The sequence below is a fragment of the Streptomyces sp. NRRL F-4489 genome, from assembly GCF_001509485.1.
GTDB lineage: Bacteria > Actinomycetota > Actinomycetes > Streptomycetales > Streptomycetaceae > Streptomyces.
This window is the reverse complement of record NZ_LLZI01000169.1, coordinates 21,679-42,996: the sequence shown is the minus strand read 5'-3', so window position 1 is coordinate 42,996 and position 21,318 is coordinate 21,679. Positions and strand designations below refer to the sequence as shown.

The window sequence follows — 21,318 nt, the reverse complement described above, 5'->3', positions numbered from 1 at the left end:
GGTATCCGCGCAGGTCACGGGCGGTACGGGAGGCGGGCGGCCCGGGTCTCACTCGACGATCTGGCGGCCCTCCGGCCGGGCGCTGCACGAGGCGCGGAAGGCGCAGTGCCCGCAGTGCGCGCCGGTCGTCGGGGTGAAGCGCTCCTCCAGGACCCGGCCGGCGGCGGTGGCGAGCAGTTCGCCGGCCCAGTCGCCGTCCGGGGGCGGCTGGCGCTGGACGGCGGGCAGCGCGTCGCCGCCCTCCTTGCGGGGCGCGCCCAGCCGGAGGTGGACCAGCTCGGCGCCGCCCGGCTCCGGCCGCTGCCCGCCGAAGGCGTCGTCCAGGGCCCCCTCGCGGACCGCGAGCTGGTAGACGGCCAGCTGGGGATGGCGTTCGACCTCGGGGCCGGTCGGCTTCTGCTTGCCGGTCTTGAAGTCGACCACGTAGGCGCGGCCCAGGGCGTCCCGGGAGACGTGGTCCATGCTGCCGCGGATGCGGACCTCGTAGGCGCCGGCGCCGAGGGTGACGTCGAAGCCGTGCTCGGTGGCGACGGTCTCCCGGCCGAGGGTCTCGCGCTCCATGACGTGCCAGCGCAGGAAGCGCTCCAGGGCGGCGCGGGCCTGGTCCTTCTCCTGCCGGGACTTCCAGGGGGCGTCGAAGGCGAGCGCGTCCCAGACGGAGTCCAGGCGCTCCATCAGGACGGCGAGGTCGGCGGGGCTGCGGCCGGAGGCGACCTCGTCGGCGAGGACGTGGACGACGTTGCCGAAGCCCTGGGCGGCGGTGGCCGGGGCGTCGGCCTTCACCTCGCGCCCCAGGAACCACTGGAGGGCGCAGGTGTTCGCCAACTGGTCGAGGGCGCTGCCGGAGAGCGTGACGGGCCGGTCGCGGTCGCGCAGCGGGACCGCGTTGTGGGTGGGGTCGTGCAGGCCCCACCAGCTGTCCGGGTGGGCGGCGGGCACCAGGGGGTAGCCGTCGTCGTCGCGCAGCGCGGCCAGTCTGGCCAGCCGCCGGGCGGCGGCCTCGCGCAGCGCGGGGCTCGCCTCCGGGTCGACGGTGGTGGCCCGTAGTTCCGCGACGAGGGCGGCGACGGTCAGGGGGCGGCGGGGGCGGCCGGTGACGTCCTGGGGGGTGACGCCCAGTTCGGTCAGGAACCGGGAGGGCTGGTCGCCGTCCTCGGCCGCGGCCTTGACGGCGGTGACCACCAGGCGCTCCTTGGCGCGGGTCGCGGCCACGTAGAACAGCCGGCGCTCCTCGGCGAGCAGGGCTCCGGGGGTGAGCGGTTCGGCCAGGCCGTCCCGGCCGATCCGGTCGGCCTCCAGGAGGGAGCCGCGGCGGCGCAGGTCGGGCCAGAGGCCCTCCTGGACGCCGGTGACGACGACCAGCCGCCATTCCAGGCCCTTGGCGCGGTGCGCGGTCATCAGGCGCACCGCGTCCGGGCGGACCGTACGGCGGGTGAGGGTGTCGGCGGCGATGTCCTGGGCGGCCAGCTCCTCCAGGAAGTTCAGGGCGCCGCGGCCCCCGGTGCGCTCCTCGGCGCGGGCCGCGGTCTCGAAGAGGGCGACCACCGCGTCCAGGTCGCGGTCGGCGTTGCGGCCGGCGGCGCCGCCGCGGCGGGCGGCGCGCTCCAGCCGCGCGGGCCACGGGGTGCCGTCCCAGAGCGTCCACAGGGCCTCCTCGGCGGTGCCGCCGCCGGCGAGGAGTTCGCGGGCCTTGCGCAGCAGCAGGCCGAGCCGCTGGGCGCCGCGGGCGTAGCCGGGGTCGTGGGCGACCAGGCGCTCGGGCTCGGCCAGCGCGCGGGCGATCAGCTCGTCGGACGGCGCCGGGACCGCCTGCCCGGCGGCCCGCTCCTCCTCGCGCAGCGCCCGGCCCAGCCGCCGCAGATCGGCGGCGTCCATCCCGCCGAGCGGGGAGGTCAGCAGGTCGATGGCGGTCTCGGGGTCGAGGGAGAGGGGGGCGGGGGACGACGGGGGCGGGGTCTCCTGGGCGGCGGGGTCCGTCCCGGTTTCCGCGCCGGGCGCGGCACCGGTGGGCGCGGCACCGGCTTCCGGGCCGTACGGGGCATCGGCCCGGCCGCCGTCCGCCCGGTCGCCGTCCGTCCGGCCGTCCTGGCCGCCGTCCGTCTCGTCGTCCCCGGGCCGGGCGGGCGCCGGTACGCGCCGGCCGCCCGGGGCGCCCGCCACCACGCGCAGCGCCGTCAGCAGCGGGGCGACGGCCGGTTCGTGGCGGAGCGGGAGGTCGTCGCCGTCGATGTCCAGGGGGATGCCGGCGGCGGTGAGCGCCCGGCGCACGGCCGGGATCGAGCGCCCCCCGGCGCGCACCAGCACCGCCATCTCGCGCCAGGGCACCCCCTCCTCCAGGTGGGCGCGGCGCAGCAGGTCCGCGACGTTGTCCAGTTCGGCGCCGGGGGTCGGGTACGTGTAGACCTCGACCCGGCCGCCGTCCCGTACGGGCGCGGGGTCGCGGTGGGCGCGGACCGCGTCGGCGGGCAGCCGGGTCAGCGGCATCCGGCGGGTGATCAGGCGGGTGGCGGCCAGCAGGGCGGCGCCGGAGCGCCGGGAGGTGCCCAGGACGGCCACCGGGGCGGGGCTGCCGTCGGCGCGCCGGAAGGTCTCCGGGAAGTCGAGGATGCCGTTCACGTCGGCGCCCCGGAAGGCGTAGATCGACTGGTCCGGGTCCCCGAAGGCCAGCAGCGTACGGCCCGGGGAACCGGGGGCGGCGGGTGCGCCCTCGTTCCCGGCGAGCGCGCGCAGCAGCCGTACCTGGGCGGCGTCGGTGTCCTGGTATTCGTCCACGTAGACCGCGTCGTAGGCGCCGGCCAGCCGGGCGGCGGTCTCCGGCCGCTCGGCCAGCAGTACCGCGCGGTGCACCAGCTCGGCGTAGTCCAGTACGCCCTGGGCGTCCAGCACGTCGAGGTATTCGGCCAGGAAGGCGGCGGCGGCCTGCCAGTCGGGGCGGCCGGTGCGGCGGGCGAAGGCGCCCAGCGCGTCCGGGCCCAGGCCCAGTTCGCGGCTGCGGGCCAGCACCGCGCGGACCTCGTCGGCGAAACCGCGGGTGGTCAGGCAGGCGCGCAGCTCGTCCGGCCAGGTCACCCGGGCGCGGCCGGCGCCGGCCAGTTCGGCCTGGCCCGCCAGCAGCTCGCGGACGACGAGGTCCTGCTCGGGGCCGGACAGCAGCCGCAGCGGGTCGGCGAAGAGGTCGGCGTCCTGGTGGGCGCGGACCAGGGCGTAGCAGAAAGAGTGAAAAGTGGTGGCCTGGGGAACTCCGGGCCGGCGCCCGGTGGACGGCGCGTCGTCCGGGTCGGCCAACCGGGCCGCGAGCCGGTCCCGGAGGGCGACGGCGGCCTTCCGGCTGAAGGTGAGGACGAGGATCCGCTCCGGGTCGGCGCCCTCCCGGACGCGGCGCGCCACGGATTCGACCAGCGTCGTGGTCTTGCCCGTACCGGGTCCGGCGAGCACCAGCAGCGGGCCCTCGCGGTGCGCCACGACGGCGCGCTGGGCGGCGTCCAGGACCGGCGGCCGGGTCCGCTCCGGCGGCGTGCGCACCAGCCGGTACGCGCCGGGGGCGGCCCGCCGCGCCCCCTCGCGGGGCTGCGCGGCCGGGCCGGCCGGGAAGGAGGAACTCACGTGGATCGCCGGTCCTGGGGAGAGGTGCTGAAGCTGCTGGTCGGGTGCGGTGCCCGCCGGGCGGCGCGGCCGTCCGGGGCGCGGGGGCGTCCGGCGCGGCGGGGCGTCCGGCGCGGCGGCAGGCCCTCGACCGTACCCGCTCCGGGAACGGAACCCGGTCAGCCCCCCGCCGAACCCCCCCCGCCGCTCCCCTCCCCGCCGTCCCACCGGGCCCGACGCATGTCGATCCGCGGTATGTGGCCCTCGGACGCGGCCGACGCGCCGCGCAGGGGCGTGCCCTCGGCGCGGTAGTGGGCCAGGGCGCGCAGCTCGCTGCCGGGGAGCAGGACGCCGTCCGCGCGCACCACCCGCCACCAGGGCACCGCGCCCCCGTAGAGGGCCATCACCCGCCCCACCTGCCGGGGCCCGCCGCCCACCGGGGGCCCGGCGGGTGCCTCCTCGCCCTTCAGCCACTCCGCGACGTCCCCGTACGTCATGACCCTGCCGGGCGGGATCAGCTCGGCGACCCCGAGCACCCGCTCCGCGTAATCCGGCAGCTCGGCGCTGACGGCGTGCACCTCGTCCGCGCGGCCGTCGTCCTCGCGGCCGTCCCGGCCCGGCGCCCCGACCCGGCCTCCCGGCGTGTCGCCGGCCCGCACCGCGCGGTCGGCGGCGCCGCCGGCGCGGTCCGATTCCCCGGCCGTGTCTCCGCTCCCCTTCATTCGGTCCATCCTGCCGCACACCACCGACAATGGGGGTGGACGCCCGGCTTCCGCACCGGCCGGGGCGAGCGTGCGGGCGGTCGGCGGACCGTTGGCGGTGGCGGTGGTTCCACTTTCCGTGGCCCCCAAATGCACCCTGATGCCTCCCCGGGCCGGACGGCCGTGCCACCATCTTCCGGACGGTGACTGGTGATACGAGATCAAGAAGAGACGGCCGAGCAGCAGGGTGCGGCGCCTCCACGGGAGGCGGGCGCCCCTGACGCGCTGGCCGCGGACGCCACCGGCACCGCCCCGGAACCGACCGCCGGAACGGCGCGGCCGCAGGGGCCGCGGGCGGCGGACCAGGGGAAGCAGCAACGGGGGCCGGCCACGGCTCCCGCTACCGAAAAGGCGAGCACGATCGAGAAGGCCGAACGACCCGAGGCGTCCGCGAGGCCGGGCCGGCCCACGGCGCCCGAGCCACCCGAGCGGCAGCAGCCCGTGCGGCGGACCAAGGAGCCGGCGCAGGACACGGCGCAGGGCACGGCGCAAGCAGCGGCGCGGGACGCGGCGGACGAGCCACCGCACGAGCCGGAGCACGAGCCCGCGCGCGACACCGCGCACGAGCCGGAGCACGATCCGGAGCGCGAGCCGGGGCACGAGTCGGGGCAGGACACCGCCCACGAGCCCGCCCACGAGCCCGCGCCCGACCCGGCGGCCCCCCAGGACCCCTCCGGCCCCCCGAGCCCCCCGGGCCGCCCCGACACCGGCGCGTTCAACCCCGACCGCCTGGCCGTCGACGAGCCGCTGCTCCCCGCCCGGGTGCACCGCCCCGCCGACCTGCTCCGCCTGCTGCTCGGCATCGCCGGTATCGCGCTGGTGCTGGGCCTGGCGACGTTCGCGCACGGCACCACCCAGGGCCTGAAGAACGACATCGGCCAGGGCGCCGGCGCGGCCCCGCCGCTGCTGATCAACCTCGCCGGCCTGACCTCCAGCGTCCTGGTCCTGATCGTCCCGGTGGCGTACGCCGTCGAGCGCCTGATCAAACGGGATGGACTGCGCATCGCGGACGGCGTACTGGCCGCCGTGCTCGCGCACGGGGTCTCGCTCGCCACCGACCTGTGGGTGGCCGAATCCGCCCCCGCCTCGATCCGCAGCGCGCTCACCCAGCCGCTGGCCAACGGGGCGCTCTCCGCGCCCGTCCACAGCTACCTCGCGCCGGTCATCGCCTACATGACGGCGGTCGGGATGTCCCGGCGCCCCCGGTGGCGGGTGGCGATGTGGTGCGTCCTGCTGCTGGACGCGTTCGCCGTGCTGATCGGCCGGTACACCACGCCGTTCGCCATCGTGGTGACGGTGCTGATCGGCTGGACCGTCGCGTTCGGCACCCTCTACGCGGTCGGCTCCCCCAACGTCCGCCCCACGGGCCAGACCCTCCTCGCCGGTCTGCGCCGGGTCGGCTTCCGGCCGGTGAGCGCCCGGCGCGCGGAGGACGCCGCCCCCGAGCACGCCGACCGGGGCCGCCGCTACCTCGTCACCCTGGAGGACGGCCCGCCCATCGACGTCACCGTGGTCGACCGCGAGCAGCAGGCCCAGGGCTTCTTCTACCGGGTGTGGCGGCGGCTGTCGCTGCGCGGCATCAACCAGCGCCGCAGCCTGCAGTCCCTGCGCCAGGCCCTGGAGCAGGAGGCGCTGCTGGCGTACGCCGCGATCGCGGCCGGCGCCGCCGCGCCCAAGCTGATCGCCACCTCCGAGCTGGGCCCGGACGCGGTGATGCTGGTCTACGAGCACATCGGCGGCCGCACCCTCGACCAGCTCGCGGACGAGGAGATCACCGACGAGCTGATGCACAGCGCCTGGCGGCAGGTGGCCGCGCTCCAGTCGCGCCGGATCGCGCACCGGCGGCTGGTCGGGGACGCGCTGCTGGTGGATCGTTCCGGCAATATCGTGCTGACCGATCTGCGGGGCGGGGAGATCGCCGCCGGCGATCTGGTGCTGCGGATGGACATCGCCCAGCTGCTGGCCACCTGCGGTCTGCGGGTGGGCGCCGAACGGGCGGTCGCCGCGGCGGTCGAGGTCCTCGGCCCGGACGCGGTGGCCGACAGCCTGCCGCTGCTCCAGCCGATCGCGCTCAGCCGCACCACCCGCGCCACGCTGCGCCAGCGGGCCCGGGAGCGCGCCAAACGGGAGCGCGAGGCGGTGCTCGCCGCGTCGCAGGCCGCCAAGGAGGCGCGCGCCCGGGAGGCCCAGGGCCCCCAGGACCGCAAGGCGCTGCGGGCCCTGCGCAACGCCGAGAAGTCCGCCGAGAAGCGGGCCCTGGAGGAGGCGTCGGAGGAGGCCCTGGAGGAGGATCTGCTCGCCCAGATCCGCCGGCAGGTGCTGCTGGTCCGGCCGACCGCGGTGATCGAGCCGGCCAAGCTGGAGCGGCTGAGCCCGCGCATCCTCATCAGCTGGATCGCGGGCGCGTTCGCCGCGTACGTGCTGCTGTCGCAGCTCACCAACTTCAACCTCAACGATGTGATCAACCAGGCCCGGTGGGTGTGGGTCCTGGTGGCCGCGTTCTTCTCGGCGCTGACGTACGTCGCGGCGGCGATGAGCCTGCTCGGCTTCGTCACCGAGAAGGTCTCCTTCCTCCGGACGCTGAACGCGCAGGTGGCGGGCGACTTCGTGAAGCTCGTCGCGCCGACCGCGATCGGCGGGGTGGCGCTGAACACCCGCTTCCTCCAGCGGGCCGGTGTGCGGCCGGGCCTGGCGGTGGCGAGCGTCGGCGCGTCCCAGCTGTTCGGGCTGGGCAGCCACATCATCCTGCTGCTGGCGTTCGGCTATCTGACCGGCACCGAGCACGCGCCGCAGATCTCGCCGTCCCGGACGGTCATCGCCGGTCTGCTGACGGTCGCGGTGCTGGTCCTGGTGGTCACGGCGGTGCCGGCGCTGCGCAAGTTCGTGGTGACCCGGCTGCGGTCGCTGTTCGCCGGGGTGGTGCCGCGGATGCTGGACATCCTCCAGCGGCCGCGCAAGCTGGTCACCGGCATCGGCGGCATGCTGCTGCTGACGGCGGCGAACGTGATGTGCCTGGACGCCTCGATCCGGGCGTTCGGCGGCGGCGACCAGATCAGCTACGCCGGTATCGCGGTGGCCTTCCTGGCCGGCAACGCACTGGGCTCGGCCGCCCCGACCCCGGGCGGCGTGGGCGCCGTCGAGGCCGCCCTGATCGGCGCCCTGACCTTCGGCGGCCTGCCCGCCGACACGGCCCTGCCCGCCGTCCTCCTCTTCCGCCTGATGGTCTTCTGGCTGCCGGTCCTCCCCGGCTGGCTCGCCTTCACCTTCATGACCCGCAAAGGCGAGATCTGAGCGAGGCCCCCGGCCAACGGGCCACCCGGCGCCGGCCCCGGGCACACGAAAGGCGCCGGTCCGCGACATACGGACCGGCGCCTTTCACATAACCGCCCGGGACATCTCCCGGAAAACGATCAGTAAACCGGCTTCTCCGGCTCGATCGTGTTGACCCAGCCGATGACGCCGCCGCCGACGTGGACCGCGTCGGCGAAGCCCGCGGACTTCAGGACCGCGAGGACCTCGGCGGAGCGGACGCCGGTCTTGCAGTGCAGGACGATCTTCTTGTCCTGCGGGAGGTCCTGGAGGGCGGTGCCCATCAGGAACTCGTTCTTGGGGATCAGGCGGGCGCCGGGGATCGAGACGATCTCGAACTCGTTCGGCTCCCGGACGTCGATGATGTCGATCTTCTCGTCGTTGTCGATCCACTCCTTGAGCTGCTTGGGAGTGATCGTGGAGCCGGCCGCCGCCTGCTGGGCCTCCTCGGAGACCACACCGCAGAACGCCTCGTAGTCGATCAGCTCGGTGACGGTGGGGTTCTCACCGCAGACCGCGCAGTTGGGGTCCTTGCGGACCTTGACCTGGCGGTACGTCATCTCCAGCGCGTCGTAGATCATCAGGCGGCCGACCAGCGGGTCGCCGATGCCGGCGAGCAGCTTGATGGCCTCGTTGACCTGGATGGAGCCGATGGAGGCGCACAGCACGCCGAGGACGCCGCCCTCGGCGCAGGAGGGCACCATGCCCGGCGGCGGGGGCTCGGGGTACAGGCAGCGGTAGCACGGGCCGTGCTCGCTCCAGAAGACCGACGCCTGGCCGTCGAAGCGGTAGATGGAACCCCAGACGTACGGCTTGTTCAGCAGTACGCAGGCGTCGTTGACCAGATAGCGGGTGGCGAAGTTGTCCGTGCCGTCGACGATCAGGTCGTACTGCGCGAAGAGCTCCATCACATTGGTGGAGTCCAGGCGCTCCTCGTGGAGGTTGACCGTGACGTAGGGGTTGATGCCGAGCACGGTGTCCTTGGCGGAGGCCGCCTTGGAGCGGCCGATGTCCGCCTGGCTGTGGATGATCTGGCGCTGGAGGTTCGACTCGTCGACCTCGTCGAACTCCACGATGCCGAGCGTGCCGACGCCGGCCGCCGCGAGGTACATCAGCGCGGGCGAGCCCAGGCCGCCGGCGCCGACACACAGCACCTTGGCGTTCTTCAGCCGCTTCTGCCCGTCCATCCCCACATCGGGGATGATCAGGTGGCGGGAGTACCTGCGGACCTCGTCGACGGTGAGCTCCGGAGCGGGCTCGACCAGGGGTGGCAGCGACACGGGGACTCCGTTGGTCGGTCTCGATGGGGTTCCCCCGCCCCGGCCGGAGCCGGGTACGGCGGAGATGGTTCTTCCCGTAACACTGCCACGCCCTTCTTCATTCCGAGACACCCGGTCCGATGCGCGAGACGGATTCGTCCCAGTGGCCGGGCAGGGGCCGGAGAGGAGCGCGGGCCGCCCTCGGGGGCGCGGGGGCGGCCCGGTGGCCTGGCCCGATAGCCGCGGCGTCCCAGTATGCGGACGCCCGTCTCAGGAGGAGAGCCGCGCGCCGCCTCAGATGCGGCAGGCGGCCTCCATCCAGATGTCGGCCAGCGACTCCTCCAGGGCGATCCGCGGGCGCCAGCCGAGCCGGTCGCGGGCGGTCCGGACGTCGGCCTGCTGCCAGGTGCCGCAGCCGTCCGGGTACGGGTACGCGGTGGGCGGCGCGCCCCCCGGGTGGCCGTCGGAGGCGGGCGCCGGGATGACCAACCGGGCGGGCGGCGAGTCGAGTTCGTGCAGCGAGCCGCCGAAGCCGGCGACCCGGGCGAGCACCGCCGCGGCCTCCCGCAGCCGCACCGCCCGCCCGGTCCCGATGTTGACCACGCCCTGCGCGGCGGACAGCGACGCGGCGTGCACCGCCCGCGCCACGTCCCGGACGTCGACGAAGTCCCGCTGCACGCCGAGCCCGCCCAGCTTCAGCTCGTTGTCCCCGGACTGCATGGCCCGCCGCATCGCCTCGGCCAGCCGCCCCAGCGGCGACCCGGCCGGCGTACCGGGCCCGACCGGCGAGAAGACCCGCAGCACCACCGCGTCCAGCCCGGAGCCGAGCACCAGCTCGGTGGCGGCCAGCTTGCTGACCCCGTAGGGGCCGCCGGGCCGCGGCACCGCGTCCTCGGCGGTGGACGAACCGGGCTGCGACGGCCCGTATTCCGACGCGCACCCCAGGTGGACGAGGCGGGCGCCGCAGCCGCTGCGGCGCAGCGATTCGCAGATGGTGGCGACCGCGACGGTGTTGTGCCGGGTCAGCTCGCGGGCGCCGCCCCGGGTGGTGCCGGCGCAGTTGACGACCACTCCGGGGTGCACCGCGTCGAGGAAACGGGTCAGCGCCCCGGGGCTGCCGGTGGCCAGGTCGAAGCGGACGTCGGCGTCGTCGCCCCGCCCGAGGGCGGTGAGCTGGACGGCGGGGTCGGCGAGCAGGCGGTCGGCGACATAGCGGCCGAGGTACCCGTTGGCACCGATGAGCAGCACCCTCATCGTGCGGCCCCCCTGCGCGCGTGCGGTGTGGTCGGGCGGACGTTCATGTGTCGACTCCTCATGCGGATCGGGAAAAGCGGGTGGATTCCGCCGGCTCCGGCCGCGGCTTCGGCGGTCGCCCCTGGGGGCGGGCCGGGTGGGGGGTGGTCCGCGGCGCGGGAGCCGGGGCCTGCGGGACGGCGGCGGGGCGCCGCCCCCCAAGGGGGGAGCCGCCCCGCAAGGGGGGAAGCGGAGGACGGGGGCCCGTACGGGCGGGCGGGGCGGGTCATGGCCGGTACGCCTCCGCGTCCCCCGCCTCGCCTACGGGGACGGGCGGGTGCGCGCAGGCCCCGGTGAGCACCCGCAGCGCGTGGCCGAAGAGGCCGAGCGCGGCGGCGGCGCAGGCCAGGGCCGGGACGGCGGCCGGCCCGGCGGCGGTCTCCAGCGCCGCCACCGGCTCGCCGAGCGGCGCCAGACCGGGCAGCCGGGCGGCCAGGACGAGGGCCAGCGCCGCCGCCTCCAGCCCGGCCGCCGCTCCCACACCGGCCGCGGCGGCCCCGGCGTAACCGTGGACGGTGAGCAGCCGGGCGAGGAAGAACAGCACCCCGAGCGCGGCCACCGCGGCCAGGGACCACCGGCCCCCGGGGCCGTCGCCGCCACCGAGCAGCAGCCGGGCGGCGAACGGCAGCGCCACCGCCGCCCCCAGGGCCAGCAGGGTGGTCGCGGCCAGCAACGGGCGCACCCGGCGGGCGAGTTCGGCCAGCCCGCGGCTGGTGGCGAGCCGCCGCCGCGCCCCGGCCGCGAACCAGTGCGCGCACCACGCCGCCGGGGCGAACGCGCACAGCAGCCCGAGCGCGTCCGCGACCGCGACGCGGGGGAACTCGCCCGGCACGTCCGGCCCGCCGGAGAGCACCTGGACCAGCAGCCAGTCGCCGCAGAGCGCGTAGCCCGCCGCCCAGACGGCCCACAGCGCGGCCACCCGGGACCGCCGCCCGCGCCGCCGCCGCAGCGGCCCCTGCCGCAGCGCCAGCCGCACCGCGAGCACGGTCAGCAGCAGCCCGACCGCCTCAACGACCCATAGCTGTACGTGCGTTGGTACGCGTACGCCGCCGCCCGGCACCCGCAGGCCACCCGGCATCCAGCCGGCGCCCCAGGGCGCCCATACGACGACATCGGCGCCCGCCTTCCGTACGGCGGCGTGGGCGGCGAGCGCGGCCAGCGCGACCGCGCCGGGCAGCAGCTGCACGGCCGCCCGGAGGGAACGCGGCCCGGCGGCGGGCCCGTTGGCGGGCGGGGCGGCGGGGGCGATGGCCCCGGTGGCCCTGGCGCGCCTGGCACCCCCGGTGTCCACCGGGGCGGGTTCCGGTGTACGGGGCGCGGACTCCCCCGGCGTCCCGGTGGCGGCGTCGGCGCGCGGCACCCGGGCGTACAGCTCCTCGGCGAGCGAGAAGACGTCCCGGTGCCGGAAGCGGGCGGCGGCCCGGTCGGTGACCCCGTCCGCCTCCAGGACGGCGGCGATCTCCAGGGGGTCAACGGCCCGTTCGCAGAGCGTGCGGTGGCGGTGCATCAGCAGCTTGACGGGGTCGGCCGGGCCGTGCCGGGTGGCCGCCCGGTGCGCGGCCGGGACAGCGGTCCGGACCGCCGTGCCCGCACCACCACGCCCGCCAGGCCCACCACGCCCGTCAGGCCCTTCCGAAACGGTCCCGGTCCCGGCCCGGGATGTGGACCCGGCCCCGGTAGCCGGGCCCGCACCCCGGCTCTCAATGGCAGTCATGCGCCGTCTCCCTCACCCTCGCCCCGCCTGCCCGGCGGCCGGTTCGCCGGCCGCCCCGTACCGCGTCCGCCGGGGCTGCCCGCAGCCCCGGTCCGCACGCGCCCAGCTCGGCGCGCGAACGGCCCCTGGCGGGCCTCCGGCGGGCGTCCCGGCCGCCTCGGCCATCCGCGCCTCGGCAGGCCACGCGAACGGCCTCGGAACGCCACCTGCGGCCCCGCGTCCGCCGCCCCCGGCAACGGCACCGCCCACCGACCCCGCCGCACCGGTCACACCTGCCCGTCCCGCCGCACCCACCGCACCCGCCGCCCCGCCCGGAGCCCGCGCGATCAGCTCCAGATAGATCCCGCGAAAAGCCGCCGTGTTCCGCTCATCGGTGAACAGCTCCAGCGCCCGGGCGCGGGCCGCCGCCCCCAGCCGGGCCCGCCGCTCAGGGTCGGCGAGCAGCGCCCGGCAGGCATCGGCCAGCGCCCGGGGGTTGCGCGGCGGGACGACCAGCCCGGTGCCGCCGATCACCTCGCGGACCGCGCCGGTGTCGGTCGACACCGTGGCCCGGCCGCAGAACATCGCCTCCACCAGGGAGCGCGGGAACCCCTCGGTCCCGTTGGAGAGCACCAGCACCGTGGCCGAGGCGTACGCGTCGAGCCGGGTCGGGGCGGTGGGCCCGCCGATCTCCTCGAAGCTGACCGGGTTCTCACCGGCCGTACGATCGTCGGCGGCCTCGTCCGGAAAGAGCTGGGCGGCCAGCACCTCACACTGCGCCCGGTACGCGGCGGCCTCCGGGGCCTCCCCCGCACCGCCTCCCGGCCCGGCGATGATCCGCAGGGTGGCCGCCGGATGCTCGCGCCGCACCTCGGCGAACGCGTGCAGCAGCCCGATCAGGTCCTTGTCCGGTGCGATAGAACCGACCCACACCAGCGTCGCGGAGTCGTCCGGCGCGGCGTCCGGCACCGCCGTGAACGGGCGCGCGTCCAGCCCCGGGTGGACGGTACGCAGCCGGGCCGGATCGGCGCCGCAGCGCTCCTGCCAGCGCCGCGCCCGGGTGTCTCCTGGGGTGATCAGGTCCGCCCGCGCGTACGTCTCACCGGCGAGCGCCCGCCGGAACGCGGTCAGCAGCGCCCGCACCGCCCCGGACGGGGACGCGGCGGGCGGGAACGCGGTGGGCGGTCCCCCGGCGGCCTGGGACGACGCAGCGGACTGGGACGACCCGGCGACCCCCGCGAGATAGTGCTCCCGCAGCCGCACGCCGTACTCGGTGACCAGCAGCGGTGTCCCGAAGAAGCGTTTGGCCAGCAGCCCCGGGAGAGCGGCGGTCCCGGCCGAGGCGGCGTGGCAGAGGTCCACCGCGGCGAGGCCGCCCGGGCCGTACCAGTCCAGGACGAGCGGCCGGAGCTGCGCCTCCAGGACATCGGCGGCCGTCACCAGATCGGGGACGCGGGCCCGTTGGACGGCGGTCGCCGCACCGGCCCCGTGGCAGGCGGCCTCCAGCGGCCGGAGGGCGTCCTCGGAGCGGAGCAGGGCGGTCAGCGGGGCGCCGTCCCGGGCGAGGTCGGCGAGCCCGTACAGACCACTGGCGAAACGGTCCGCCAGGTCGGTTACGGTCGGGCCGCCCGCCGCGCACTCCCCCGCCGGGGCCGCCGCGCAGGCCGCCGCCAGCTCGCCGAAGTGCTCCGCGAACCGCCGCCGCTGCCGCCGCCCGGCGGACTTCCCCGGCGCCCCCGGGGCCGGACCCCACAGCCGCGCCCGCCCCGCAAGCCAGGCGTTGTCCGGAAGTTCCGCGACCTCGCGGCTCTCCTCCCCCGGCTCCGCACTGAGCGCGTAGAGCGCGAACTCATGGGCCGCGAGGTCGCGCACCAGCCGGTCGCACCACCCCTGCGCCTCACCGGACGCATAGGGATAACCACCCTCGGTGAGCAGTCCAATGCGCACGACGGCACCCCCGTCCTCCCAAATCGGCGTCCCGGCGCGGGAGACCCCCGCCACCTGCAGAAAGAAGCTACGCAAAAGCGCCGGTGGCGCGATGGACGGTTGTCCATCGCGCCACCGGAAGGGGTGAACACACGTAACTTTCCACCCCTCAGGGCGTTTCGACGCGCTATGAGTCCGCTGGCCGCCGACCGGCCAACGTCAGCCGGCCAGCTCCCCCCGCTTCACGGCCTCAATGAAGGAGTCCCAGCCCGCAACGTCGAACCGGAGAATCGGCCCGTACGGAACCTTCGAATCACGAACGGGGACGGACCCGGGGATACCGGGGGCGATTTGGACGCAGTTTCCGCCGTTGTCGCCGCTGTAGCTGCTCTTGATCCAAGCCACCGCGTCGAGTTCAGGACTACCCATGCCGCCCCAACTCCCCGCTTTTCACAGCCTCGATGAAGGAGTCCCAGCCGCCTGCGTCGAACCGAAGCACCGGCCCGAACGGATCCTTCGAATCACGAACGGGGACGGAGCCGGGGATACCGGGGGCGATTTCCACGCAGTTGCCGCCGTTGTCGTGGCTGTAGCTGCTTTTGATCCAACTCGCCGCGCCGAGTTCGTGCCTGTCCATGCTGCTCGTACCCTTCCATCGCGTCGCTGATGAGAGCGGCAGACTCGTGGGCTGACGGGATGTCCGCCCTGAGCACATCATAGGCTCGCAGGTGGCGCGCGTAGACGGCTGGATCGTCGCTGAAATGCCCCCTGTCCAGCGACTCCGAGTACACCCACCGCTCGTCGGCCAGTTCGATCAACGACAGGGAATTACGGGGGCGGTAGATCCCGAAGAGACCTGCTGGGGCCACCTGGATACGGATGTTGGGGCGCTGCCCAACGTCCAGCAGATGCGCGCACTGGTACCGCATGACCTCCGGACTCCCGACCGCGTTCCGCAAACAACTCTCGTCCAGGACGGCGATGTACAGCGGACCGCCCTCAGCCAGGAAGCGAGGCTGGCGACTCAGTCGAGCCCGAACGCGCGACTCGACCTCTTCGGGGTCCGCGTGGCTGCGACTGAACTGCGCCCGAGCGTATTCCTGCGTCTGCAACAGGCCCGGAATCACTTGCTCTTGGTACTCACGAATAGCTAGCGCGGTCGCATCCATCCCGGCTCTGCGCTCGAACCAATCCGGATGCTCGACCTCCGCGTGCCAATCGATCTCCTCCCACAGCTTCTCCAGCATTCCGCCGGTGCCCAGCAACGCGTCGCACTTCTGGACGAAGGATCTCCGTGGGACCCGCGTACCTGCCTCGATGCGGGCGATCTGGGAGCGGTCGCACGGGATCTTTATCGCCAGGTACGCCTGTGTGAAGCCCGCCAGCTCGCGGTAGTGCCGCAGCACCGCGCCGAAGACGGCGGCCGTGGTGGCCGCCGAACCCTCCGTACCGTTACGACGCTTCATGTCGTCCCCTTTGTGACAGATCGCAAGTGTCACGCGCTGGGCGTTGTGCCCGGCCGGTTCGCTGGGCAACGCTGTGCCTACCGAACGTAATCGGCGATGCGGGCCACGACGAGTCCTCGAACGAGTGATCTATCGCCCCCGCTTCCGAACGCCAACTCCCCACCCCCACCAGGAGAGTCGTGATGGCCTGCCGTCTCGCATTACTGCTCACGCCGCTGCTGCGACTGCTGCTTCCGGCCACCGGACGCCATCGCTGCGGCCCCAACTCCCGTACGGCACTGAGCAGTTACGAGGACACGCCGACGATGACGCTGCGCCTGGCGCACATCCAGCACCGTACGTCAATCACTCCTTCGAGGGGGGTGGCGGCATGATGACGAGCCCACCGGACGGGACCGTTCCCCGGCTCCTGCCCTGGTCGAGTCCGGACGGAAAGCCGTGCTACGTGCTTCCGAGCGACGGGACCGGTTACGTCTCCCGGCTCGCGGACCGGATGGAGGCCGAACAGCTCGGCACCGCCGACGCGTTGATCGCGGAGGCGCGGAAGATGCTGCGCAGCCGGGCCTGGACGCCCGGCGAAATCCACCTGCTCGCCGAGGACTTGACCGCCTCGCTCATCACCGTCCGCCGGGTCGCGGAGAGCCGTGGTGAACGGCTGCGCGAAGCGGGCCACGTCGAGGACGAGGACGACATTGGCGAAGGCGGGGGCGAGGAGGGCGGCTGAGAGTCATGCGGGCGGTTCTTCCCAGCAGCCCGGGACGCTGACTCCGCACCCCAGCAGGGGGCCGCCCCTTCTCACTCCCGCGTCGGGCCGTCACCCTCGTACCGGGCGAGCATCTCGGCGAGTGCGGCCCGCATCCTCTCCCGCAGCTCAGGCGGCCCCACCACCTCGGCGCCCACGCCGAGCAGCAGCAGCTTCGGGAGGGCCTGTTCACAGGACTCGATGGGGACGACCACCCGCGTCCAGCCGTCCGCGTCGGGCGCCGCGGACTCTTCGGCGGCCCGGGCAGCCGGGGCGTCGAGTACCTGCCCGATGCCCGCGAGAGCCTCGGGTGACAGGCGGAGCACCGCCCGGTCGCGGTATCGGCGCGCGTCGAAGGACGCCAGGTACTCGCGCCAGTGCGCCGCCAGATCGAATCCGGCCGGCCATGTGAACGTCCCTGCCAGGGGCTCCAGTTCAGTGATGCGGGACACCCGGTAGGTCCGCACGCCGTGCGCGGACCCGGCCACCAGATACCAGCGGCCGGCCTTGAGGACCACTCCGTAGGGGTCCACGGTCCTGATCACTTCGTGCGGGGCGGCCCAGCGTTCGTACCGGATCCGCACCTGCTGCTGGTTCCACACCGCGCTCGCCACCGCGGACAGCCAGGGCGTCTCCTCGGAGTCCTGGTACCAGGCGGGGACATCGATGTGGATCCGCTGCCGGGACCGTTCGGCGCGTTCGCGCATCTCGGGTGGCAGGGCGGCGGTCAGCTTCAGTTGCGTCTCGGCCGCCACGGCCCCGAGCCCGAGGTCGGCCGCGGCCCGGGGCAGGCCGGTCAGGAACAGGGCCCTGGCCTCGTCGGCGGTGAGCCCGGTCAGCCGGGTCCGGTAACCGTCGAGCAGGCGGTATCCGCCGTCCGGGCCGGCCTCGCCGTACACCGGGATGCCGGAGGCGACGAGCGACTCCATGTCCCGGTAGACGGTGCGGACCGACACCTCGAGGGTCTGCGCCACTTCCCGCGCGGTCATCCGGCCGCGTGTCTGGAGGAGTAACAGGATGCTCACCAACCGACTAGCCCGCATGGAGGAAAAGTATCCGGGTCACTGACAGGAGGTGTCAGTGACCCGGACCTAGCCTCGGCCCGTTCATTCGACCCGAGGACGGAAGACCCTGACATGACCAGTCCGCAGACCGCCGGCCGCGCGGTCGAGCCCACGTCCTGGGCGCCGTTGGCCGTCGTCCTGATCGGCGGCTTCATCGCCTTTCTGGACTTCTTCATCGCCAACGTCGCCATCCCTTCGATCCAGAGCGACCTGGGCGCCGGCGCGCCCGAGACACAGCTCGTCATGGTGGGTTACGGCGCGGCCCTGTGCGTAGGGCTCATCACCGGCGGTCGGATGGGGGACCTCTTCGGCCCCCGCCGGATGTTCGTGATCGGCCTGGCGCTCTTCACCGCCGCATCGGCGGCCTGTGGCTTCGCGCCCAGCATCTGGTTCCTGATCGTCACCCGTATCGTCCAGGGCCTCTCCTCGGCGATGCTGACCCCGCAGGTGCTCGCCGTCGTGAGCCACGTCTACACCGGTGAGGCGCGGGGCCGTGCCTTCGGCGCGTACGGCTTGATGCTGGGGCTGTCCGGGCTGTGCGGGCAGCTCATCGGCGGCCTGCTGATCGCCCTTGATGTCGCCGGGCTCGGCTGGCGAACCGTCTTCCTGATCAACATCCCGATCGGCCTGGTGATCCTGGCCCTGACGCCGCGGATCGTCCCACCCATCCGCACCGGGACCGGCGCCGAGCTGGACCTGCCGGGGGCCGCCATGGCGACCCTGAGCCTCGCCGCGGTGGTGCTGCCGCTGCTGGAGGGCCGGGAACAGGGCTGGCCGGTGTGGACGTGGCTGTCGCTGATCGCGGCCGTGCCGTTGTTCGTCCTGTTCCTTACGCACCAGCGGCGACGGGCCGCGCGCAACGCGGCGCCGCTGATCGACCCGGGGCTGTTCCGCGAGCGGGGATTCACCGTCGGCGTCACCGCGTACTTCGTGTACTTCATGTCGATGGGGTCCTTCTTCCTGCTGTTCGCGCTCTACATGCAGGAAGGCAGGGGCTGGGATCCGCTCCCCTCGGGGCTGCTCTTCACCACGATGAGCGCCGGGTTCTTCGGCTCGTCGTTCCTCGCGGGGAAGTTCGCCGCACGCGTCGGCAACCAGGTCATCGCCCTGGGCGCCGGTCTGGTCGCCGTCGGCTACGGGATCGTCGGACTGATCGTCGCGCACATCGGCACGGACGGTACGGCCGGCTGGGTCGCGCCCGGACTTCTGGTCGCGGGCTTCGGCATGGGCCTGGTGGCCGCGCCGCTGCCCGCCGCGGCCCTGGCCGGCATCGACCCGAAGCACGCCTCCTCGGCCTCCGGTGTGCTGTCCACGGCGATGGAGGGCGGCGCGGCGCTCGGCGTATCGCTCGTCGGCGTCGTCTTCTTCGGCGCCCTCGGCGACCCGCCCGCACCGGACAACTACCCCACGGCGTTCTCTCTCGGCATCGCGGTCATCGTGGCGTTCCCGGTCCTCGTCACCCTGCTGGTCCAGGCACTGCCCAAGCCGCCCTCGTCCGTCGCGGGCGGGCGCCCGGGGCAGGGGAAGGAAGCCGGCGCGGTGGAGCAGCCGGTGCGCCAGACCGGCCGGCACTACGCATCCGAACGCTGACCGGGTGGCGGAACGGGCACGGATCTACGTGCCCATGGAGTTCTCTACGCCGGATACGGCCACGAGTTGGGCCGGCAGGTGACGCCGTCCGTGGTGAGGAACTTGGTCTGCTGCATCATCACCGGGGCCAGTGCGCCCTGGCGGGAGCAGATCTCGTGGTTGTGGCCGAGGCGGTGGCCGACCTCGTGGTTGATCAGCATCTGGCGGTAGGCGAACATCTTGTCGGGGCCGTAGGTCTGGGCGCCCTGGGCCCACCGGTAGGCGTTGATCATGACGCGTTCGGTGGCCGCCGAGTCGCAGGAGACGTTGTCCTCGGTGGTGTCCAGGCCGGACTTGGCGCACCACTTGGCGGTGGTGCCGGGGCTGGCCAGGGTGATCACGAAGTCCGCGTCACCGGAGGCGACCCGCTGGAAGGTGCGCCGGCCGCCGTGCGCCCAACTGCGGTCGTCGTTGAGGGTCTTGTGCACCGCCTCGGCGAACAGCTCGCCGTCCAGGGGCAGTCCCTCCTCGATGTCGACCCGATAGCGCTTGACCTTGCCGTGGCCGGGCGCGGGGGCGTCGCCGCCGACCGGGTGGAAGCGGCCGGCGGCGGTCAGCTGCGGGTCGAGCGGGAAGACCTGGGCCATCTGCGTGGCGTAGTCGGCCGGTTGGGCGTCCTGGCGTGCGCGGATCTCCGAACGGGACGCGGCGTCCGCGCCGCCGTCCGCACGGTCGTCGCCGCCGCGGGCCTGCGGGGTGGTGCCGTCGTGGTGCTGGTCGGCCACCTGGCCGGCGATCACGACGGCGAGCGCGGTGGTCACGGCGGCGGCCGCCGCCCCGGTGAGCGTGCGGGCCTTGCCGCTCTTACGGGGGGAGCGGGCGGCGGGGGCGTCCGGTTGCGGGGTCAGCGTGACCGGTTCCGGGGCCGCCGGATGGGGGCTCGGCCCGTACCCGGGCTCGGGGGCCATCGATCTCGGCCCGTACCCGGGCTCCGGGCCCCGCGGCCGGGGGATCACCACGCCGGCGGGCGCGGCGGCATCGCTCTCCGGGGCCACCCGGCGCCGCCGCCCGGTCCCCGGCGCGTACGGCGTACCACCGGCGATCCCGGCGCTCTGCCCGTAGGAAGGGGTCTGCTCCCCGTAGGAAGGGGTCTGCTCCCCGTAGGACGGGGCCTGCTCCCCGTAGGACGGGGCCTGCTCCCCGGCGGGCCGGCGGCTGTGTCGTCCCACGTGCCCGTCAGCTCCTGCCCGTCGTGCGGTGCCCGGCGCGGGCCGTCCCGCGCTCGGCCGCCGCGGCGGCGTCGGCCAGCTCGCGGACGGCGCGCGCCACCGTCTCCGGGTACTCCATCATCGCCACGTGCCCCGCCTCCGGAAGTGTCAGCAGCCGTGAGCCGCGGAACGCCGCGGCCGCCCGCCGTGCCATTCGGAAGGACACCAGGCGGTCGCGTCCACCGTAGACGAGAAGCGTGGGGGCCAGGACCCGTTCGGCCTGCCGCCACATGCCGTGCTGGCCGCCGAGCGTGTACGAGCCGACGACGGCGCGCGCCGAACGCTCCATCACCTCCCAGAAATACGGGAGTTCGAGCCGGCGGGCGTACTCCTCGGCGGCGGAGGCGAAGCCCTCGGGGGTGATCCGGGCCGCGTCGCCGTAGCAGAGGGTCAGCACCTCGCGGGTGCGCTGCTCGGGCGTCCAGTCGCGGGTGAGGCGGCTGAACAGCCGGGCCACGCCGGGGACCGCGAGCAGCGCGGTGGGCACGGCCGTGCGCTGCGGCGGGAGTTCGGGCAGCGCGGGCGAGACGAGGGTGAGGGTGCGGACGAGATCGGGGCGGGCCGCGGCGACGCGGGTGGCGATGGCGCCGCCCATGGAGTTGCCGAGGAGGTGGACGGGGCCGCGGGCGGCCGCGTCGAGGTACCGGATGACCGTACGGGCCTGCGCGGAGACGGAGTAGTTGCCGTCAGCGGGCGGCGGCGACTCGCCGAAGCCGGGGAGGTCGATCGCCTCCGGGTCCAGCCGGTCGGCGAGCAGCGGCATCAGGGCGGTCCAGTTGCGCGAGGAGCCGCCCAGTCCGTGCAGGCACAGGGCCGGCTCGCGGTCCCGTCCGGCGGCGCCCACGGGTGTGCCGTCCGGGCGCCGCTTGGGGGCGCGGACGGTCAGCGTGATCCCCGGCAGCGTCACCCGCCGGACCGCCTCGGCGGCGGCGTCCGGGGCCCCGGGGCCGGCCGGCGGCACCGGGAGGGCGGCGGCTGTCGCGGCGTCCGGCGACTCGCTCGAAGACATGCTGTCGATGTTACGAGACGATCACACCGCCGCTTGTGTGTTCGCGGTCACACACCGCATCGCGCCGCCGCAACCGCTCTCCTAGGCTCGTAGAGGGGCGCCGCCCCCGGCGGGCCATGGCCCCGTACCGACCGGAAAGGGAGCCACCATGCGCGTCGACCCGACAGACCCGGACACCTTCGAGGACGCGGCCGGGGGCCCGGCCGTCGCCCAGCTCGACGTCGAGGCGCCGGAGGCCGACGCCGCCGAGCAGTACGCCGACCTCGCACCGCGCCGCGACGAGGCCGTGACCGGCGGCGACTACTCCGCCAACGAGGCGGACCGGGCCGAGCAGGCCCGCGTCGTCGAGCTCAACGAAGACGAATACCGATGACCTG

16 protein-coding genes are annotated in these 21,318 nt (G+C 74.7%); 4 read left to right on the top strand and 12 right to left on the bottom strand.

All coding sequences use genetic code 11. From position 1 onward, the window contains the following. Positions 1 to 48: 48 nt before the first annotated feature. The gene (locus ADL22_RS14420; RefSeq protein WP_066978266.1) at positions 49 to 3,603 is read right to left on the bottom strand and encodes an ATP-dependent helicase; all 3,555 of its coding nucleotides are present in this window, start codon (positions 3,601 to 3,603) and stop codon (positions 49 to 51) included. Between the two features lie 158 nt (positions 3,604 to 3,761). Further along, positions 3,762 to 4,304: an MGMT family protein gene (locus ADL22_RS14415; RefSeq protein WP_079064115.1), complete on the bottom strand. Its 543-nt coding sequence runs from the start codon at positions 4,302 to 4,304 to the stop codon at positions 3,762 to 3,764. Positions 4,305 to 4,784: 480 nt separating this feature from the next. Here ADL22_RS14415 and ADL22_RS14410 point away from each other — a divergent pair, with 480 nt between their 5' ends. Continuing rightward, a complete protein-coding gene (locus ADL22_RS14410) occupies positions 4,785 to 7,634 on the top strand; it encodes a lysylphosphatidylglycerol synthase transmembrane domain-containing protein (protein ID WP_234430696.1) in 2,850 nt (949 codons plus the stop codon). Positions 7,635 to 7,753: 119 nt separating this feature from the next. Here the strand turns inward: ADL22_RS14410 and moeZ are convergent, their stop codons facing one another. The 7 genes from moeZ to ADL22_RS14380 form a co-directional block, all read right to left on the bottom strand. Then, positions 7,754 to 8,932 carry an adenylyltransferase/sulfurtransferase MoeZ gene (gene moeZ, locus ADL22_RS14405; RefSeq protein ID WP_066978259.1) on the bottom strand — a complete coding sequence of 393 codons (1,179 nt, stop codon included), beginning with the start codon at positions 8,930 to 8,932 and terminating at the stop codon, positions 7,754 to 7,756. Positions 8,933 to 9,205: 273 nt separating this feature from the next. After that, positions 9,206 to 10,165, bottom strand: coding sequence for an NAD-dependent epimerase/dehydratase family protein (locus ADL22_RS14400; RefSeq protein ID WP_066978255.1), 960 nt, complete (start codon positions 10,163 to 10,165; stop codon positions 9,206 to 9,208). A gap of 265 nt (positions 10,166 to 10,430) precedes the next feature. After that, the gene (locus tag ADL22_RS14395; RefSeq protein WP_066978254.1) at positions 10,431 to 11,711 is read right to left on the bottom strand and encodes a hypothetical protein; all 1,281 of its coding nucleotides are present in this window, start codon (positions 11,709 to 11,711) and stop codon (positions 10,431 to 10,433) included. Between the two features lie 219 nt (positions 11,712 to 11,930). Beyond that, the gene (locus ADL22_RS14390) at positions 11,931 to 13,844 is read right to left on the bottom strand and encodes a DUF3492 domain-containing protein (protein WP_066978251.1); all 1,914 of its coding nucleotides are present in this window, start codon (positions 13,842 to 13,844) and stop codon (positions 11,931 to 11,933) included. 198 nt (positions 13,845 to 14,042) lie between these two features. Beyond that, positions 14,043 to 14,252, bottom strand: a complete 210-nt coding sequence (locus ADL22_RS14385; protein ID WP_066978248.1) for a DUF397 domain-containing protein — start codon at positions 14,250 to 14,252, stop codon at positions 14,043 to 14,045. After that, on the bottom strand, positions 14,245 to 14,388 hold the full coding sequence (locus tag ADL22_RS36185) for a DUF397 domain-containing protein (RefSeq protein WP_324615553.1): 144 nt from the start codon (positions 14,386 to 14,388) through the stop codon (positions 14,245 to 14,247). Before ADL22_RS36185 ends, ADL22_RS14385 begins: the two co-directional genes overlap by 8 nt. Continuing rightward, positions 14,345 to 15,289, bottom strand: a complete 945-nt coding sequence (locus ADL22_RS14380) for a helix-turn-helix domain-containing protein (RefSeq protein WP_066978245.1) — start codon at positions 15,287 to 15,289, stop codon at positions 14,345 to 14,347. Before ADL22_RS14380 ends, ADL22_RS36185 begins: the two co-directional genes overlap by 44 nt. Before the next feature lie 445 nt (positions 15,290 to 15,734). Here ADL22_RS14380 and ADL22_RS14375 point away from each other — a divergent pair, with 445 nt between their 5' ends. Further along, positions 15,735 to 16,013 carry a hypothetical protein gene (locus ADL22_RS14375; RefSeq protein WP_324615552.1) on the top strand — a complete coding sequence of 93 codons (279 nt, stop codon included), beginning with the start codon at positions 15,735 to 15,737 and terminating at the stop codon, positions 16,011 to 16,013. A 71-nt stretch (positions 16,014 to 16,084) separates the two neighbouring features. Here the strand turns inward: ADL22_RS14375 and ADL22_RS14370 are convergent, their stop codons facing one another. Continuing rightward, a complete protein-coding gene (locus ADL22_RS14370) occupies positions 16,085 to 17,056 on the bottom strand; it encodes a YafY family protein (protein WP_324615551.1) in 972 nt (323 codons plus the stop codon). A gap of 111 nt (positions 17,057 to 17,167) precedes the next feature. On the opposite strand from ADL22_RS14370, the gene ADL22_RS14365 reads away from it, so the two are divergent. Then, the gene (locus ADL22_RS14365) at positions 17,168 to 18,685 is read left to right on the top strand and encodes an MFS transporter (protein WP_066978240.1); all 1,518 of its coding nucleotides are present in this window, start codon (positions 17,168 to 17,170) and stop codon (positions 18,683 to 18,685) included. Between the two features lie 44 nt (positions 18,686 to 18,729). Here ADL22_RS14365 and ADL22_RS14360 read toward each other — a convergent pair whose 3' ends face one another. Both ADL22_RS14360 and ADL22_RS14355 read right to left on the bottom strand, forming a co-directional pair. After that, on the bottom strand, positions 18,730 to 19,893 hold the full coding sequence (locus ADL22_RS14360) for a DUF3152 domain-containing protein (RefSeq protein WP_234430695.1): 1,164 nt from the start codon (positions 19,891 to 19,893) through the stop codon (positions 18,730 to 18,732). Between the two features lie 7 nt (positions 19,894 to 19,900). Next, positions 19,901 to 20,941, bottom strand: a complete 1,041-nt coding sequence (locus tag ADL22_RS14355; protein ID WP_066978238.1) for an alpha/beta fold hydrolase — start codon at positions 20,939 to 20,941, stop codon at positions 19,901 to 19,903. Between the two features lie 148 nt (positions 20,942 to 21,089). On the opposite strand from ADL22_RS14355, the gene ADL22_RS14350 reads away from it, so the two are divergent. Beyond that, positions 21,090 to 21,314: a hypothetical protein gene (locus tag ADL22_RS14350; RefSeq protein WP_066978235.1), complete on the top strand. Its 225-nt coding sequence runs from the start codon at positions 21,090 to 21,092 to the stop codon at positions 21,312 to 21,314. Positions 21,315 to 21,318 lie beyond the last annotated feature (4 nt).